Source organism: Streptomyces niveus, from assembly GCF_001723055.1.
GTDB classification, from domain to species: Bacteria; Actinomycetota; Actinomycetes; order Streptomycetales; family Streptomycetaceae; genus Streptomyces; species Streptomyces niveus.
Genome location: NZ_MDCR01000039.1, coordinates 14,556 through 31,659, shown reverse-complemented (window position 1 = coordinate 31,659; position 17,104 = coordinate 14,556). Strand labels below are relative to the sequence as shown.

The following is a 17,104-nucleotide window of genomic DNA, read 5'->3' as shown; positions in this document are numbered from 1 at the left end:
CTCTCACTCCTCGAGGGTCGCTATCGCGGCCAGTTGCTCGATGGTGGGGTGGTCGATCACGGTCCTCGGCATGAGCGTCAAGCCGGCTTCTTGCGCTCGCTGAATGAGGTCGACAGCCAGAATGCTGTTCCCGCCCATTTCGAAGAAATTACTGCGCACGTCGATCTCAACAAGGTCGAACAGGTCCCGGAATATGTCACAGAGGACCTTCTCGGCAGGAGTACGCGGGCCAAGTCCGGCAGGCTGGGTGGCTTTCACCGGATCCGGCAGCCCGGCCCGGTCCGTCTTTCCGCCGGGAGTCAGGGGAACGGCGTCGATGGTCGTGAATGCCGACGGCACCATGAAGTCGGGCAGGAAGCGGCCGGCGTGCTCACGCAGTTCGCCCGCCGACGGCGTGGTGCCGGGTGCCGGGACGACGTACGTCACCAACTGCGGCCCCTCGGCCGGATCGGTCCACAGCGCGGCCACCGCCTGTGCCACGTCCGGATGTTGGCTGAGTACGGACTCCACCTCTCCCAACTCGACGCGGAATCCGCGCAGTTCGACCTGATCATCGATCCGGCCGTGGAAGAGGATGTCGCCGTCGGCCCGCCTGGAGGCCAGATCGCCCGTGCGGTACATCCGTTCGCCGTCGGCGGCGAACGGGTTGGGTACGAACATCTGGGCCGTCAGGTCGGGGCTGTTGAGGTAGCCCTGGGCCAGCCCGGCACCGCTGAGGTACAACTCGCCGATCTCTCCGGGCGCGGCCGGGCGTCGTTCGGCGTCGAGGATGTACACGGACACGCCGGGAATCGGCCGGCCGATGGTGACCTCGTCCGTCGGGGTGAGCGGGCCGGTCATGGTCGCGCACACCGTGCACTCGGTCGGACCGTAGGCGTTGATCAGAAGGCGGCCGGGCGCCCACCGTTCGACCAGGCCGGCCGGGCACGCCTCGCCCGCCACCACCAGCACGCGCAGGTCGGGCACCGCGTCCGGGGACATGGTCGCGACCGCCGCGGGCGGCAGCACAGCGTGGCTCACCCGGCCGTCCCGCAAGGCCCTTCGCAGCGGGTCACCGGCGAGCGTGTCCGTTCCCGGCACCACGAGAGTGGCACCGGCGGTGAACGCGGCCAGCAGTTCGGTCAGGTAGGCGTCGAAGCCCGGCGACGCGAACTGGAGCACCCGGCTGTCCCCGGTGACCCGCATCGCGGCGACCTTGGCCGCTGCCAGGGCCGGCAACCCGGCGCCGGTCAGCGCGACGCCTTTCGGCCGGCCTGTCGAGCCGGAGGTGTAGATCACGTAGGCCAGGTCCGTCGCGGCGAGCGGTCCGCCGCGTTCGTCGTCGGTCAGGTCGGTGTCGGGCAGTGCGTCGAGTACGGCGGTGCGCTCGGGCGAGTCCAGCAGCACCCGCGGCATCTCGATGCCGTCCGGCAGTCTCGCGGCGGCGCTTCGGACGGTGCACAGCAACGCGGGCCGGGCATCGGCGAGTTGGTACGAGAGCCGCTCCCGCGGGTGGTTGACGTCCAGCGGCAGGAACACCGCGCCGGCCTTGGCCACGGCAAGCACGCTGATCACCAGATGACTGGAGCGGGGCAGCGCCAGTGCCACCAGACGGCCCGGGCCCGCCCCCTCGTCGAGCAGCAGTCGTGCCAGCCGGTTCGCCCTGGCGTTGACCTCGTCGTAGGACAGGGTCTCGCCGTTGGTGACAATTGCCGGGCTGCTCGGCCGACTTCGTACCGTCCGCTCCCAGAGTTCGGCCAGGGTGGCCGATTCCGTCGGTATTGTCGGCGACTGATCAGAAGCTTTGTTCGCACGTGTGTTGAACAAACTTCCCCCTTAAGTCTCCATGACATTGGAACGTACTCCCCGGATGACCGAAGGGGAATTCTGCGCGAAAAGGCGACTCCCGGGACAGCTCGCACCGACAACCGCCCCGGAAACATCCTCCGCATCGCACCGGGACGGTTCAAGAGGCAAATGCCATGCGGTGGTGTTCAACCGAATGATTCGAGCAGTTGAACGTCAGGCGGTGTCCCGGTCGGCGAGCTGGTCGGCGAGATGCTGCCAGGCGGCGGCGCACTCGCGGGCCATGTCGACCACCACGGTCCGGCAGTGTTCCGGCACGCCGTCCGCGATCTGGGCGATCTGCTCGACACTGCCGGGGACGGAGCCGTCGAGCAGGCGGAGCAGGCGCCGGCCGAGGTCGGTGAAGCGCAGCGACGGGTCCTTGCGCAGGTTTTCCAGTACGCGGCCGTAGTCCGGGCCGCTCCGCTGAGCCGCGGCGGGGCGCAGTTTCATCACGGCCTGCTGCCGGGCGGTGAGCGCCGGCTCCCCCCGCCGCAGTCTGGCGCGCACATCGCTGGCGGTGCCGACCGAGATCCCCGCGGCTCTGGTCACCTCGCGAAGCGACGCGTTCGGATTCCGGGCCAGCAGGGCGGCGGCGCGCTGCCGTCCGTCCGTACCGTCGTTGGGCCGGCTCCGGCCGTCCTGGCCGGTCCTGCGCCCGACCGTGCCGGCGGTGGACGACGACCTCAGCGACGCGACGGTGCTGGCCGCCAGTCCGGTGGTCCGTGCGATCTTGCGGTCGGACCAGTGCGGGTGTGAATCCATGATCTGGGCGGCGGCGGATTTGCGCTCGTCCAGCGTGAGCGGCAGGCCGTGCGCACGGTTCAACTCGACCGCGAGAACGAACACATCGGCCGGGGAGCCGTCGACGAATACGACCTCGATCGATTCGTCGCCTCGGAAACGAGCCGCCCACAGCCGGTGCATTCCGTCGACGACCCGCCGGGTCCCACGGTGCACGACAATGGGTGGCAGATCCTCGTCCGTTTCGGCGAGCACTCGAATGTGTTCGGTGCTTTCGCCGGACCGTACCAGTTCGGACGGCGGTAATAGTGAACCGATCGAGACCCGTTCCCCCTTTCTGGTTGCCTTGAGCGAAGCCGGCGTTATCTCCTCATCGCCGCTGTTGGTCATGTAACCCCCATAGGACTTAATGGTCTGGTCCGGATCGGCACGCTCATCAGCATCAAAGCACGTTCATCGCCCATCCACCGCCGGGCGGCAACGCCCTTCCCGACGTCAGGAGTTCGCCGGCCACTTCCTGCGGCGCAGTTCGTGCAGGAGGTTCTCGGCGTCGCGCGGGGTGACCGAAATGGTGACCGTACGGTCGGGGCTGTCGGGCCGCTGCGAGATGTCGATGCCGCGCATCACCACCCCGGCGCCGGCCACGTCGTCGAAGAGGCGGGCCAGCTCGGCCGGCCGGTCGTCCACGGACACGTCGACGTCCGCGAGCGCGGTCTCCGTGGGGATCCCGTACCTTCCGGGAACGCGGTTGGAGCCGTCGATGCCACGCTGGATGAACTCCAGCAGTCGCCCGTCGGGCTCCGCGAGCGAGCCGTCCCCGTCGGCGACACCTCTGAGCGTCTCCAACAGGCTCGCCAAGTCCCGGCTCAGCTTCTCCAGTTCACCCACGACCGGAGCCGCGTTCGCGGCGAGGACCTGTGTCCACGAGGTGGCGGAGTCGACCCCGACGAGCTGAGGTATCTCCGACCACACGCTGCCCAGCAACCGTAACGCGCCACTGTCCGCCTCCGTGAGGCGAGCGGCGACGAGAGTGAGGGCGATCTGGGGGACGAGTGTGCCGAGAGCGATCGCCCTGTCGTGCGCCTCGGCGTCCAGGACGACCGGTATCGCGCCGCAGGCGGCGACCAGTTCGAGAGCGCGGTTCAGTGCGGCGGCGTCTGTTCCCACCGCGGGGACGAGCGCCCACGGCCGTCCGTCGAACAGGTCGCCCCGCGCCGCCAGGGGGCCCGACCCCGGCCGTCCCACCAGCGGATGACCGCCCACCACCGTGGCAAGGTCACAGCCCAGTGCGTCCAGTTCACGCCGGGTGGAGACCTTCACACCGGCCACGTCGACGTAGAAGCGGGCGGTTCCCCTCGACTGGTGGGAGGCGATCACCGGTGCCACGTGGACCGGTGGTACGGCGACCACCGCCAGGTCCACCGTTTCCGGCGGTTCCTCGGCCGTCCCGGCGCCGACTGCTTCGGCGATGCGCAGTGCGACGGGACTGGTGTCCATGAGGTAGGAGTCGACGCCTTGCTTCCGCAGCGCCAGACCGATGGATGTGCCGATCATTCCGGTCCCGATTATCACGGCCGTGCGCATTGATCTCCCGCAATCCCTTCGAGACCGTCACGCGGCGAAGCCGTGAGGCCGCGAAATGGATCGGAGTGCGTCCGGTCAAACGGCCCCGTCCACGACGGACAGGATCCAGTCCGTCAGAGTCAGATTGCTCCCCCGCGCCGCCTCCCTCCACCGTTCGAGACGTAACTCGTCCAACTGGAGGTTGAGTTGGACCTCGCACCGGAGGTCGTCTTCTTCGCCCGACAAGCTGGCCCGGATCTGTTTGCGCAGCTCGTTCCTCGACCAATTCAGTCGGACCGCGAAATCGAGCCAGTGGTCCTGTTCGGCTTCCGAGAGAGCCGCCACTTCCATGTGATGTTGGAACGTGAGGCTGTCTCGCCGGCGAGACGGCTCGAATTTTCTCGCCACCCAGGCGTAATTGCGCAGTGTCTGGTAGTCGAGCTTGGTCTCTTTCATCGCCCGGCGGTATCGGTCACCGTATTGGTTCTGTCCGAACACCAGCCAGTCGCCGATCCACCACACCGATGAATCGCACACCGCGAGGATCCTTCCGCCGAGACGGCACCAGGCCTCCAAGGAGAGGTCCCGCGGGATCCGAAGTCTGGTCCTCTCGGCCGAGACTTCCAGGCCGCCATACGTGGTGTCGCTCGGTTGTCCGCTGTCAACGGGGGTCGCGTCCCCTGCCGTCGGCCTCACCGGAGTGGCGCCGTTTCCCCGCCCTTTCGAAGCTGTCCGACCAGACGCGACCACGATGCCTCTCTTCCCCTCGGGACAAGCGGACCGGCGTGCCCTCGGTCCATCGCAGACACGCCGCTTCGATCAACCGATCATCAGATTACTCGCGATTCGAAACGCTTTGGGTTCACTTGTTGACGGTGTGTGAGCGATCTGGCTGGAATGCGCGGCTGCCGTCGCCGGGACGGTCCCGGCTCAGCCGAGGAAGCTCAGCCGTACGTACCGGTCCGGGTTGTCGGTGTTGGTGTCGACCAGGCAGACCGACTGCCAGGTGCCCAGTTCCAGTCGGCCGGCGATCACCGGGAGGGTCGCGTGGGGCGGGACCAGGGCCGGCAGGACATGGTCGCGGCCGTGGCCCGGGGAGCCGTGGCGGTGTCGCCAGCGGTTGTCCGCCGGGAGCAGGGTGCGCAGCGCGGCGAGCAGGTCGTCGTCGCTGCCCGCGCCCGTCTCGATGACCGCGACGCCGGCTGTCGCGTGCGGGACGAAGATGTTGAGGAGGCCGTCCCGGCCGGCAGCGCTCTCGTGGAGGAACTGTTCGCACACGCGAGTCAGATCGGTGACGGTCTCGTCGGTGCCGGTGGTGAGGCTCACGATCGTGGTGGTGAAGGCGTCGGACATGAGGTCCATCCTGCCGTCCCGGCGGCGGGTTCGCGTCCGGGATGATCCGCGCCCCCTCCGCTGTTAGTAGAAAGGTGAACGACTTCGGGGCGGCAGCGGCGCGGGGAATACAGGACATGGACGTCGTGGTCATCGGCGCGGGGCAGGCCGGTCTGTCGAGCGCCTACCATCTGCGGCGCTCCGGGCTCGTGCCCGACCGGGACTTCGTCACCCTCGACCACTCCCCGCGGCCGGGCGGCGCCTGGCAGTTCCGGTGGGACTCACTCACGTACGAGAAGATCCACGGCATGCACGCGCTGCCCGGCATGGAGCTGACCGGCGCCGATGGGTCCCGGCCTTCGTCCGAGGTGATCGGGGGGTACTTCACCGCGTACGAGAAGCGGTTCGACCTGCGCGTACACCGGCCCGTGGACGTGACGGCCGTACGGGAGGGCGACGGTGGGCGGCTGCGCGTCGAGACGTCGGACGGCGTCTGGTCGGCGCGGGCGCTGATCAATGCCACCGGCACCTGGGACCGGCCGTTCTGGCCGCGCTATCCGGGCCAGGAGACCTTCCGGGGCCGCCAACTGCACACAGCGGACTACCCGGGGCCCGGCGAGTTCGCCGGGCTCCGGGTGGTCGTCGTCGGCGGCGGGGCCTCCGGGACCCAGCATCTGATGGAGATCGCGGACGTGGCCGCCGCGACGACGTGGGTCACGCGCCGGCCGCCGGTCTTCCGGGAAGGGCCGTTCGGCGAGGAGGAGGGGCGGGCCGCGGTGGCGCTGGTGGACGAGCGGGTACGCGCCGGGCTGCCGCCCCGCAGCGTGGTGTCGGTGACCGGACTGCCGGTGAACGAGGCGATCACCCGGGCGCGGGAGCGGGGGGTGCTCGACCGGCTGCCGATGTTCGACCGGATCACCCCGTCGGGTGTGGTCTGGGACGACGGGCGGCACGTCGACGCCGATGTGATCCTCTGGGCCACCGGCTTCCGCCCGGCGATCGACCATCTGGCGCCGCTCCGGCTGCGCGAGCCCGGCGGCGGGATCCGGGTGGCGGACACGCGTGCCGTACGCGACGAGCGCGTCCATCTGGTCGGGTACGGGCCTTCGGCCTCCACGATCGGCGCCAACCGGGCGGGGCGCGCCGCCGTACGGGAGATCCGGGCGCTGCTGGAGCGGGATCCGGTCCTCGTCTGAGGGCGCGTACACGGCTCAGTCGGTCGGGGTACTCCGGTTGGCGTTGAACTCCTCGACGTTGCTTCGGTGTTCGGCGTAGTCGGCGGTGAAGCGGGTGTCCCCAGGCGCCACCGTGACGAAGTACAGCCAGTCGCCGCGCGTGGGGTTGATCGCCGCGTTCATCGCCTCCTCCCCCGGATTGCCGATCGGTGTGGGCGGCAGACCCTTGGACTCGTAGGTGTTGTAGGGACTGGCCGTCTTCGTGTCGGAGTGCGTGGTGTCCAGTGTGCTGCGGTTCAGGGCGTAGTTGAGGGTCGAGTCCATCTGAAGCGCCATGTCCCTGGCCAGTCGGTTGTGCACGACGCGCGCCACCCGGCCCATGTCGGCGGGTGTGTCGGCCTCGGCCTGCACGATGCTGGCGATCGTCACGGTCTGATAGACGCTCACCCCGTTGCGCCGCGCGCCTTCGGTGATGCGCTCGGAGCCGAAGCGCTGGCGGGCCGTGTCGACCATGTAGCCGAGCAGACCGGCCGGGGTCGCGCCCTCGTCGACCGGATAGGTGGCCGGGAAGAGATATCCCTCGGGGTTGTGCCGGGCGGCGCCGGGGAGTTCGAGCCGGGCTCCGGTCGCCGTCTTCGCGGTGGTGCCGGGCGGCACGCCGAGGACCTTGTCGACGGAGGCGTACACCTGGGTCGCCCGCCGCCCCTCGGGGACGAGCAGCGACACGGTCTTCTTCGGCTCGCCCTCGGGTGTTCCCCCGGTGCGCAGCAACGGGACGAGTACGGCCACGGCGGCGGCGACGGCCACCGCCGCCACGATCAGGACCACTCTGCCACGGCGGGTCAGTCGGGGCCCGCGCCCGGATGCCGCTCGTCGGGGCTCGTTCATCATGCGGGCACGCTAACCCGGACAAAGGGCAGATTCCGGCAGCCCGCACAGGGCGACGCCAAGCGTTCACCGACGACACGAACACACGAACGTGGGAGCGGGTGTTCGCTGGAACGTGTGATCGCAACGGGATTCCTGGCACAACTCCCCTGCGACAACAGATGCTTACGGTGCGCAAGCGACGGGCTGCAGACCGCGACCGCGCTGTCCCAGCTGTACATCTTCACAAGGAGAACGCCCCACATGAACGTCATCACGAACCTGCTCGCCGGTCTCGTCCACTTCGTCGGCTGGCTCGTCTGACACACCCGCACCACCGGCGCCGTCGCTTCCCGTCCCAGGGAGCGGCGGCGCTGCCGTGCGTGTCAGGCGGCGCCCACGCGCTCGTCCCGGGCGGGCACGGGCGCGGGCGCCGGCGCGCCGTCCCGGCGGACGAGCGCCGCGTACCTGCCGTCCCGGTCGATCAGCTCCTCGTGCGTGCCGCGCTCGGCTATGCGACCGGCGTCGAGGACGACGATCTGGTCGGCGTCGCGCACCGTGGAGAGCCGGTGGGCGATGGTGATGGTCGTACGGCCCTCGGAGAGGGAGTCGATGGCCTGCTGGACCGCGTGTTCGGTACGGGTGTCGAGCGCGCTCGTCGCCTCGTCCAGCACGAGGACGGGCGGGTCGCGCAGGATGGTGCGGGCGATCGCGAGGCGCTGTTTCTCGCCGCCGGAGAACCGGTATCCGCGCTCGCCGACCAGTGTGTCGTACCCGTCGGGCAGGGTGACGATGTGCTCGTGGATCTGGGCGGCCCTGGCCGCCTTCTCGATCTCCTCGTCCGTCGCGTCCGGTTTGGCGAAGCGGAGGTTGTCGGCGACGGAGGCGTGGAAGAGATACGTCTCCTGCGACACGACGCCCACCGCGCGGGCGAGGGTGTCGAAGGCCAGGTCGCGTACGTCGACGCCGTCGAGCAGGACCCGGCCGCCCGTCACGTCGTACAGACGCGGCACGAGATAGCTCAGGGTCGACTTGCCCGATCCGGTGGGACCGACGACGGCGAGGCTGCCGCCGGCCGGGACGGTCAGATCCAGGCCGTGGAGGGTGTTGCCGTCCTTCTCCTCGTAACTGAAGTCGACGCCGTCGAAGCGCACTTCGCCCCGGACCTTGTCGAGGGCCACCGGACGCTCGGGTTCGGTGATGTCGACGGGCAGGTCGAGATATTCGAAGATGCGCTGGAAGAGCGCGAGGGACGTCTGCATCTGCACGCCGGTGGCGAGCAGGCTCACGGCCGGGCGGAAGAGGCCCTGCTGGAGGGAGACGAAGGCGACGAGTGTGCCGATGGAGACGACCGTGCCGCCGGACTGGAGGACGAAGCCGGCCGCCCAGTAGATGACGGCGGGCATGGCGGCCATGACGATGCCGATGACGGACATCCGCCACCGCCCGGCCATGTTGGAGCGGACCTCCAGGTCGACGAGTCGCTCGGACTCCTCGGCGAAGGATCTGGTGAGCGAGTCGGCGCGCCCCATCGTGCGGCCGAGGAGGATGCCGCTGACCGACAGCGACTCCGTGACCGTGGCGGCCATCGTGGCCATCTGCTTCTGCCGTTGCAGGGTGATCCGTTTGCGCTCACGGCCGACGCGGCGGCTGATCCAGACGAACACCGGCAGCAGGAGCAGCGAGACGACGGTCAGCCGCCAGTCCAGCGCGAGCATCGCGACGACGGTGGCGATGACGGCGGTGAGGTTGGAGACCAGCGACGTGGCGGTTGAGGTGACGGTCGCCTGCATGCCGCCGATGTCGTTGGCTATCCGGGACTGGACCTCACCGGTGCGGGTGCGGGTGAAGAACGCGAGGGGCATGCGCTGGAGCTGCGCGTAGACGGCGGTGCGCAGGTCGTGCATGACGCGCTGGCCGACCGTCGTGGAGATGAGGGTCTGGACGACGCCGAAGACGCTGCTGAGGACGGCGGTCAGGATCATGCCGAGGGCGAGCAGGCTGAGCAGCCCGGTGCGGCCCTGCGGGATCGCGGTGTCGAGGATCTCGCGCAGCATGAACGGCGAGGCGACGGCCACCAGCGACGAGGCGCCGACGAGCAGGCCGACGACGGCGAGCCTGCCGCGGTACGGGCGGAAGAGCCGGAAGATGCGGCGCAGCTGGGCCGGCGGCTCGGGCAGTGTCGGATCCGGCGGCCGGTCCGAGGGCTTCCAGGTCGAGAGTGCGGACTTCATGGGCTCCTTCGAGAGGGCTTCAGGGGGTGAGGAAAACACGTGGAGGAGCATAGCTCACTGTTACCTATCCTCACAATGTACGTAGTCCTGTTATTATTCCGCCATGACCACCCCCGACGCCGGCACGCCCGATGCCGACGGCCTGCTGGCCGAACAGCTCCTGAGGCTGACCCGCCGACTCCACCGCGTCCAGAAGCGCTATCTGGAGCCGATCGGGATCACCCCCGCGCAGTCGCGACTGCTGCGCACGGTCGCCTTCTACGACAGTCCGCCGCGGATGGCGGATCTCGCGGAGCGCCTCGAAGTGGTCCCCCGCGCGGTGACGAGCCTGGTCGACGGCCTGGAGTCGAGCGGCTGCGTCCGCCGCGCCCCCGACCCGACCAACCGGCGGGTGATCCGGATCGAGCTGACCGAGACGGGGCGGGGCGTGCTGCGGGCGCTGCGCGACGCGCGCAGGTCGGCCGCCGAGGACATCCTGGCCCCGCTGACGGCGGACCAGCGCGACGTGCTCGGCGGGCTGCTGTCGGCGCTCGTGGGCGGGCCGGTCGACGGCGTGCCCGACCGGCGCTGCTGAGCGGGTTCCGGCCACCGCGCCGACCTGCGCGGCGAAGAGTCCAAGGGCCCGATCGAAGAGTCCAAACGGGCCCCTTGCGCATCACCGGTCCCAACTACCAAGGTCCTTCCCGAGGTTCAATTCCGCCGCGCACGTCAGCTCCTCTGGAGGCTTCATGAACGACGCAGCACCGCAGAACCCCGGCCAGGACGAGGCGAAGGGCACCGGGGAGAAGGACAACGGCGGCTCGATGAGCCGCCGTTCCGCTCTCCGTACGACGGCGGGAGTCGCCGGCGCCGGGCTCGGACTCTCCGCCCTCGGGACCGGCACCGCCTCCGCCTCCGTCCCGGAGGCCGCGCAGACCGCCGTCCCCGCCGCCGAGTCCGACGAGTCCGCCGCACCGAAGCGCCAGGGCCGCACGATGGCCGGCGTGCCCTTCGAAAGACGCTCCACGGTCCGCGTCGGCATCATCGGCCTCGGCAACCGCGGCGGCAGCATGATCGACCTGTTCCTCGCGGTGCCCGGCGTCCGGGTCGTCGCCCTGTGCGACACGGTGCGGGACAAGGCCGCGAGCGCCGCCGCCAAGGTCGTCAAGGCCGGGCAGCCCGCGCCCGCCGTCTACACGAAGGACGAGCACGACTACGAACAGCTCTGCGCGCGCGGCGACGTCGACTTCGTGTATGTGGCCACTCCGTGGGACTTCCACTTCGAGATGGCCAAGACGGCGATGCTGAACGGCAAACACGTCGGCGTGGAGTGTCCGGTCGCGATGCGGCTCGACGAGCTGTGGAAGCTGGTCGACCTCTCCGAGCGCACCCGGCGTCACTGCATGCAACTGGAGAACTGCGCGTACGGCAAGAACGAGATGCGCGTCCTGCGGATGGCGCACGCGGGCCTGTTCGGCGATCTGCTGCACGGCGCCGGCGCGTACAACCACGACCTGCGCGGCCTGATGTTCGACCCGGACTACTACGAAGGCCCCTGGCGCCGGCTGTGGCACACCCGGCTGCGCGGCGACCTCTACCCGAACCACGGCTTCGGCCCCGTCGCCAACTACCTGGACATCAACCGCGGTGACCGCGCCGTCAGCATCACCAGCATGGGCACGCCCGCGCTCGGCCTCGCCCAGTACCGCGAGGAGAACATGCCGCCGGGCGACGCCAGTTGGAAGGAGACGTACGTCAGCAGCGACCGGACGATCAGTCTGGTCCAGACGGCCAAGGGCCGGGTCGTCCGCCTGGAGCACGACGTCTCGACGCCGCACCCGTACAGCCGTATCAACAGTCTCGGCGGTACCAGGGGCGTCTTCGAGGACTATCCGGAGCGCATCTACATCGAGCCGGACCACGCGAACGACGAGTGGGGCGACTTCGCCGCGTACGCCGACTGGGACCACTGGCTGTGGAAGGAGCACGCGAACCCGCCGGGCGGGCACGGCGGGATGGACTACATCATGGTCTTCCGCCTGATGCAATGCGTCCGCCTCGGCCTCGTGCCGGACTTCGACGTGTACGACGCGGCGACCTGGACCGCCCCCGTACCGCTGAGCCACGCGTCCATCAAGGCGAACGGCAAGCCGCAGCAGATCCCGGACTTCACCCGTGGCGAGTGGAAGAAGTCCCGGCCCGGTACGGACTCGGAGAAGCCGTCCGAACCGTAGGCCGTGTCTTCGGAGTTCCCCCGAGCCCGGTGCGTCCCTGACGCGCCGGGCTCGGTCGCGATCCGGCACATTCCCTGGTCCCGCGCCTGTCGTCGTTGGGACATGTCCCACCTGTGCCACCGGAATTCAGTGACACCCGTCCGCCGCCAACGGATTCTGTGCAGCACGTGAATTTCTCGCTTCGCACAACGGAAGGCATGGGACCAGATGAGACGGATCCCCCTCGTGGCGGCGGTATCGGTGGGACTGACCCTGGCCGCCGGCGCCGTGGCGCCCGTGTCGGCCTCCTCCCCCGGCGGCGCACAGGACAGGCCATCGGCAAGCGGCTCGGCCGCCCCGGAAAGCGCCGCCTCTGTACGCCTGATCACCGGTGACCGGGTCACTCTCGGCAAGGACGACGCCGGTGGCCCGATCGTCTCGGTCGAGCCGGGCCCGGGCCGCGGCGGCATCATCTTCCAGACTCTCGAACAGGACGGCCGGCTCACCGTTCTGCCCTCGGACGCCGGGGATTTGGTCTCCGCCGGCCGGCTGGACCGCAAGCTGTTCGACGTGACCTCGCTCGTCGCCCAGCGGTACGACGAGGCGCACACCTCCGCGCTCCCGCTGATCGTGAGCGAGTCCGGCAAGAAGGCCGAAGCCACGGTGCGACGCCTCACGGCCCTGGCCGACGACGGTTCGGCCGTCCGGCGCCTGGAGAGCATCGACGCACGGGCGGTACGGGTCTCCCCCGCCGACCTCGGCGCGTTCTGGAAACAGTTGGCGCCCGCCGGGCCGTCCATCAACAGCGCCGCCCTCGACGCCGTCCCCAAGGTGTGGCTCGACGGGCGGGTCAGCGCGTCGCTGGACCGCAGCACCGCCCAGATCGGCGCGCCCGACGTATGGAAGTCCGGTCTGCGCGGTGAGCGCGTCAAGGTCGCCGTTCTCGACACCGGCGCCGACCAGACCCACCCCGACCTCGCGGGCCGCATCGCCGCCGCCGAGGACTTCTCCGGCAGCTCCGGAACGGCGGACGGCTTCGGCCACGGTACGCATGTGGCCTCCATCGTCGGCGGCAGCGGGAAGGCGTCGGGCGGCACCCGTCAAGGAGTCGCGCCCGCGGCCGAGTTGATGATCGGCAAGGTCCTCGGCGACGACGGCTTCGGCTCCGAGTCGCAGGTGATCGCCGGGATGGAGTGGGCCGCGGCGAAGGGAGCCGAGGTCGTCAACATGAGCCTGGGCTCGGACGCCCCGAGCGACGGCACCGACCCCATGAGCCTCGCGGTGAACGAGCTGAGCGAGAGCAGCGGCGCGCTCTTCGTCGTGGCGGCGGGCAACAGCGGCCCCGGGAGCGGGACCATCGGCTCCCCCGGCGCCGCGGATGCCGCGCTGACGGTCGGAGCGGTGGACCGGGACGACTCGCTGGCCGAGTTCTCCAGCCGTGGCCCCCGGTCCGGCGACGAGGCAGTCAAGCCCGACGTGACGGCTCCGGGAGTCGGGATCGTCGCGGCCCGCGCGACGGGCACCGGCATGGGTGACCCGGTGGACGACGGCTACACGGCCGCGTCGGGCACGTCGATGGCCACTCCCCATGTCGCGGGAGCGGCGGCGCTGCTCGCCCAGCGGCATCCCGACTGGTCGGCGGCGCAGCTCAAGGACGCGCTGGTCAGCACCGCCCGTACGATCGCCGGCCAGCAGGTCACCGAACAGGGCGGCGGGCGTATCGACCTGGCCGCGGCCGCGCTCGGCGCGGTGACCGCCACCGGCACCGTCGCCCTCGGCCCCTTCGAGGCGGGGGACGGTCAGACGCGCACCGCGACGCTGCGCTACACCAATACCTCGGACAAGGAGGTCACGCTGGCACTCGCCGTGAAGCTGGCCACCGGCGGCGGCCGTGAACCGGCCGACGGCGCGGTGCGGCCGGGCTCGGACTCCGTACGCGTCCCGGCGGGCTCGACGGCGCAGGTGCCCCTCGCCGTGGAGCCCGCGCGTGCGGCGCAGGGTGACTACTACGGTTACGTGACCGCGACCCCGTCGGACGGTTCGGCCCCCGTGCACACCACGCTGAGCCTGATCGTCCAGGGCCCCACCCACAAGCTGACCGTCAACACCGTCGACCACAAGGGCAACCGGGTCCAGGCGCTGCCGACGATCTGGGGCGCCAAGGGATTCGTCGGGTACACGGGCACGGACCCGGCCGTCGCCGAGGTCGAGGAGGGCACGTACCAGGTCAACACCTCCTCCCTGGACATGGCGTCGGACGGCGAGGAACTGCGCCATGTCGTCCTGCCCGAGGTGAAGGTCACCAAGGACATGACCGTCACGCTCGACGCACGCCGCACCACCCTGGTCGACATCCGCACGCCCCGGCCCGCCGAGCAGCGCGGGATCCTCAGCTACCAGACGTACCGGAAGATCGACGGAAAGGGCCTGATCCAGGGCACGATGTACTTCGACGTCGCCAAGCGCCTGTATGTCAGCCCCACTTCGACCGTCACGGAGGGCACGTTCGAGTTCGCCTCCCGCTGGCAGCTCACCGCGCCTCTCCTCGAAACGGCCGTGCCCGGCACGGATATCGACCTCGGCGCCTACTACATGCCGTCCTCGGCCCTCTTCGACGAGCGGGGCGAGCGCCTGACCGCGGTCGACGCGGGCGACGCGAAGGCCCCGAAGTTCGGGAAGGTACGCGGGAAGCTCGCCGTCGTGACCAACAAGGAAGGCGAGAGCGAACGGGACCTCGTCGCGAAGGCGGCAGCCGCCGGCGCCCGTGGCGTGATGCTCGTCCACGACTCCGACATCGCCTGGACCCGCTGGCGGCCCGACGGCGAACGGCTGGCGCTGCCCACCGTGCGGATCGGCGCGAGCGCGGGCGCGGAGCTGCTGAAGCGGATCGACAGGCGCGCCACCACGGTGCGGTTCGGCGGCACCGCGCGCAGCCCGTACCTCTACGACGTCATGCAGGTCTCCTCGCAGGGGATTCCGCGGCGGGTGGTGCACACGGTGTCGGAGCGCAACAGCGCGATCGTACGGAGCACTTACGCGGACAACGGCGGCTCGCCGTGGGCATCGGAGCAGCGCTTCGCCCGGCGCCCGTACCAGGACGCCTCGTGGAACCAGTACACCCGCCATGTGGCGACCGGCATCGAACGCACCGAGTACGTCAGCGCCGGGGACACCGACTGGCGGCACATGGTGCACCACGAGACCACCTTCGACATGGACATGCCGCTGATCGTGGGCATGGGCGACACGGCCCGGACCTACCGGCCGGGCGAGCGCGTGGCCGAGACCTGGCAGGGTGCCGTGGTCCGGCCGTCCATTCCCCGTGGCACGCGGACGCCGTCGGTCCGGGAGGGGAACGTACTGTCGCTGCGGATACCGGAGTTCACCGACTCGACTGCCGGGCACCGGTCGCGGCTGGTGGTGGGTGACGGGATCGGCGTGTCGGGTACGGCCGACGACGGCGAGAAGGGTGACACGGCGGCGGCCGTGCTCTACCGCGACGGGAAGAAGGCCGCCGAGGCGGACAGCGCCTGGACCGACTTCCCGGTGCCGTCCGGCGCGGCCGACTACCGGCTGGACCTGACGACGTCGCGGAAGTCGCCCGAGTGGGCGTACGCGACCGCCACCGACACGTCGTGGTCGTTCCGCTCCGGCGCGGCCGGCGGGGCGACGACCCTGCCGCTGCTCCAACTCGACTACGACGTACCGGTGGACGCGCACAACGCGGTCGGCCGTGGCCGCTCGCACACGGTCGGGCTCACCGTCCGCGCCCAGGACGGGCTGCCGAGGCCGCGCGGAGTCACCGTCAAGGTCGAGGCCAGCTACAACGACGGGAGGAGCTGGGAGCGGGCGACGGTCAAGTCCCGTGGTTCCGACGGCTTCTCGGCGCGGATCGACCGGCCGGACCGGCAGCGGGGCGACGCGTACGTGACGCTGCGCGTCACGGCCGAGGACTCCTCGGGCAACCGTGTCCGGCAGACGGTCGAACGCGCCTACCTGCACCGCGGATAGCGGGAGAGGGGTTCTGTTTCCGAGCACCGGTGGGCGGGTTGCGGCGAGCACCCGCCCACCGGTGTGCTCTACACCGATGCAGTACGGTATGAATCATTAGAAGGTGCGTGAATGTGAGCGCATGGGGGCCAAGGTCTCAGGAGGGCGCCGTGGCGCTGGAGGCCGCCGGGGTAACCGCAGTCGAGGAAGCCGTGTACCGGCTGCTGATAACGACGGGCCCGCTCACCGCCGTTGAGGTCGCCGACCGGCTCGGGGCGGACGTCGCGGAGGCCCGTGACGTGCTGACCGGTCTCACCGCCAAGGGCATGGCCAGCCACACCGACGGTCTGCCGCGCCGGTACCGGCCGACTCCCCCGGACGTGGCGCTCACTCCCCATCTGAAGCGCAACGCCGACGCGTTGGACCTCGCCCGTATCGAGGTCACCAGTCTTCTGGAGACGTACCGGGACGCCGCGCGCCGGCATGACCCGGGCGGGCTGATCGAGGTCATCACCGGCGGCGAGGCGCTGCGCCAGCATCTGCGGCAGATCCAGGCGAGCGCGCGCGACGAGATGCTCTGGTTCTGCAAGGCGCAGTACGTGGCGATGCCCTCGGGCAGCAACAACGCGGAGTTCGAAGCGCTGGGCCGTGGGGTGACCTACCGGGTGCTCTACGAGAAGGCGTTCTTCGACGACGAGGGCGCGGTGGACAACGTCGTGGAGGGCGTACGCGCCGGGGAGCTGGCCCGGTCGGTGCCGCATCTGCCGTTGCGCCTGGCCGTTGCCGACCGCGCGATCGCCATCTGCCCGCTGGTTCCCGGCGGGCCGCACGGCAGCCCGGACGAACCGACCACGGCGCTGGTGCGGGACAGCAGTCTGCTGGCCGCGCTCATCGCCCTGTTCGAACGGTACTGGGAGGACGCCGTCCCGCTGGAGGTCGACGGCTCGGGCGCGGTCGTCGGAACCGACGGGGCCGGGGCGCCCGAGCCGCTGTCGTCCATCGACAGAAGGCTCCTGTCACTGCTCGTCGCGGGGGTCGCCGACAAGGCGATCGCCACCCAGGTGGGACTGAGCCGGCGCACCGTGCAGCGCCACATCCAGCACATGATGGATCTCGCCGGAGCGACCACCCGGATGCAGCTCGCCTGGCAGGCGGCCCGGCGCGGCTGGCTGTGACCGGGGGC

The 17,104-nt window shown here is 70.2% G+C and carries 13 protein-coding genes; 6 read left to right on the top strand and 7 right to left on the bottom strand.

Features of this window, described 5'->3' with window-relative positions:
* Positions 1-3: 3 nt before the first annotated feature.
* The 5 genes from novH to BHU15_RS05560 all read right to left on the bottom strand — a co-directional run bounded on the left by novH (position 4) and on the right by BHU15_RS05560 (position 5,484).
* Positions 4-1,806 (bottom strand): novobiocin biosynthesis protein NovH, encoded by a 1,803-nt coding sequence (gene novH, locus BHU15_RS05580; RefSeq protein ID WP_218028043.1) that lies wholly within the window; start codon positions 1,804-1,806, stop codon positions 4-6.
* 195 nt (positions 1,807-2,001) lie between these two features.
* On the bottom strand, positions 2,002-2,958 hold the full coding sequence (gene novG, locus BHU15_RS39075) for a transcriptional regulator NovG (protein ID WP_069626138.1): 957 nt from the start codon (positions 2,956-2,958) through the stop codon (positions 2,002-2,004).
* Positions 2,959-3,063: 105 nt separating this feature from the next.
* Positions 3,064-4,152 (bottom strand): prephenate dehydrogenase NovF, encoded by a 1,089-nt coding sequence (gene novF, locus BHU15_RS05570; protein WP_069626137.1) that lies wholly within the window; start codon positions 4,150-4,152, stop codon positions 3,064-3,066.
* 75 nt (positions 4,153-4,227) lie between these two features.
* Positions 4,228-4,881 (bottom strand): novobiocin biosynthesis transcriptional regulator NovE, encoded by a 654-nt coding sequence (gene novE, locus BHU15_RS05565; protein ID WP_165821709.1) that lies wholly within the window; start codon positions 4,879-4,881, stop codon positions 4,228-4,230.
* Positions 4,882-5,061: 180 nt separating this feature from the next.
* Positions 5,062-5,484 carry a YjbQ family protein gene (locus tag BHU15_RS05560; protein ID WP_069626136.1) on the bottom strand — a complete coding sequence of 141 codons (423 nt, stop codon included), beginning with the start codon at positions 5,482-5,484 and terminating at the stop codon, positions 5,062-5,064.
* A 116-nt stretch (positions 5,485-5,600) separates the two neighbouring features.
* On the opposite strand from BHU15_RS05560, the gene BHU15_RS05555 reads away from it, so the two are divergent.
* Entirely contained in the window at positions 5,601-6,659 is a 1,059-nt protein-coding gene (locus BHU15_RS05555) for an NAD(P)-binding domain-containing protein (protein ID WP_069626135.1), read from the top strand.
* A gap of 15 nt (positions 6,660-6,674) precedes the next feature.
* Here BHU15_RS05555 and mltG read toward each other — a convergent pair whose 3' ends face one another.
* Complete coding sequence (gene mltG / locus BHU15_RS05550) at positions 6,675-7,529, bottom strand: endolytic transglycosylase MltG (protein WP_069626134.1); 855 nt, start codon at positions 7,527-7,529, stop codon at positions 6,675-6,677.
* Positions 7,530-7,643: 114 nt separating this feature from the next.
* Here mltG and BHU15_RS05545 point away from each other — a divergent pair, with 114 nt between their 5' ends.
* A complete protein-coding gene (locus BHU15_RS05545) occupies positions 7,644-7,829 on the top strand; it encodes a hypothetical protein (RefSeq protein WP_023543284.1) in 186 nt (61 codons plus the stop codon).
* Positions 7,830-7,891: 62 nt separating this feature from the next.
* On the opposite strand, the gene BHU15_RS05540 is transcribed toward BHU15_RS05545, so the two are convergent.
* Positions 7,892-9,739, bottom strand: a complete 1,848-nt coding sequence (locus tag BHU15_RS05540) for a NovA family novobiocin export ABC transporter (protein WP_069626133.1) — start codon at positions 9,737-9,739, stop codon at positions 7,892-7,894.
* A 103-nt stretch (positions 9,740-9,842) separates the two neighbouring features.
* Between BHU15_RS05540 and BHU15_RS05535 the strand changes: the two genes are divergently transcribed.
* The 4 genes from BHU15_RS05535 (at position 9,843) to BHU15_RS05520 (ending at position 17,096) form a co-directional block, all read left to right on the top strand.
* The gene (locus BHU15_RS05535; protein ID WP_023543281.1) at positions 9,843-10,313 is read left to right on the top strand and encodes a MarR family winged helix-turn-helix transcriptional regulator; all 471 of its coding nucleotides are present in this window, start codon (positions 9,843-9,845) and stop codon (positions 10,311-10,313) included.
* Between the two features lie 154 nt (positions 10,314-10,467).
* Entirely contained in the window at positions 10,468-11,952 is a 1,485-nt protein-coding gene (locus BHU15_RS05530) for a Gfo/Idh/MocA family protein (RefSeq protein WP_069626132.1), read from the top strand.
* 207 nt (positions 11,953-12,159) lie between these two features.
* Entirely contained in the window at positions 12,160-15,942 is a 3,783-nt protein-coding gene (locus tag BHU15_RS05525; RefSeq protein ID WP_069626131.1) for a S8 family peptidase, read from the top strand.
* Between the two features lie 149 nt (positions 15,943-16,091).
* Positions 16,092-17,096, top strand: coding sequence for a helix-turn-helix transcriptional regulator (locus tag BHU15_RS05520; RefSeq protein ID WP_069626130.1), 1,005 nt, complete (start codon positions 16,092-16,094; stop codon positions 17,094-17,096).
* The last annotated feature ends 8 nt before the right edge of the window (positions 17,097-17,104 follow it).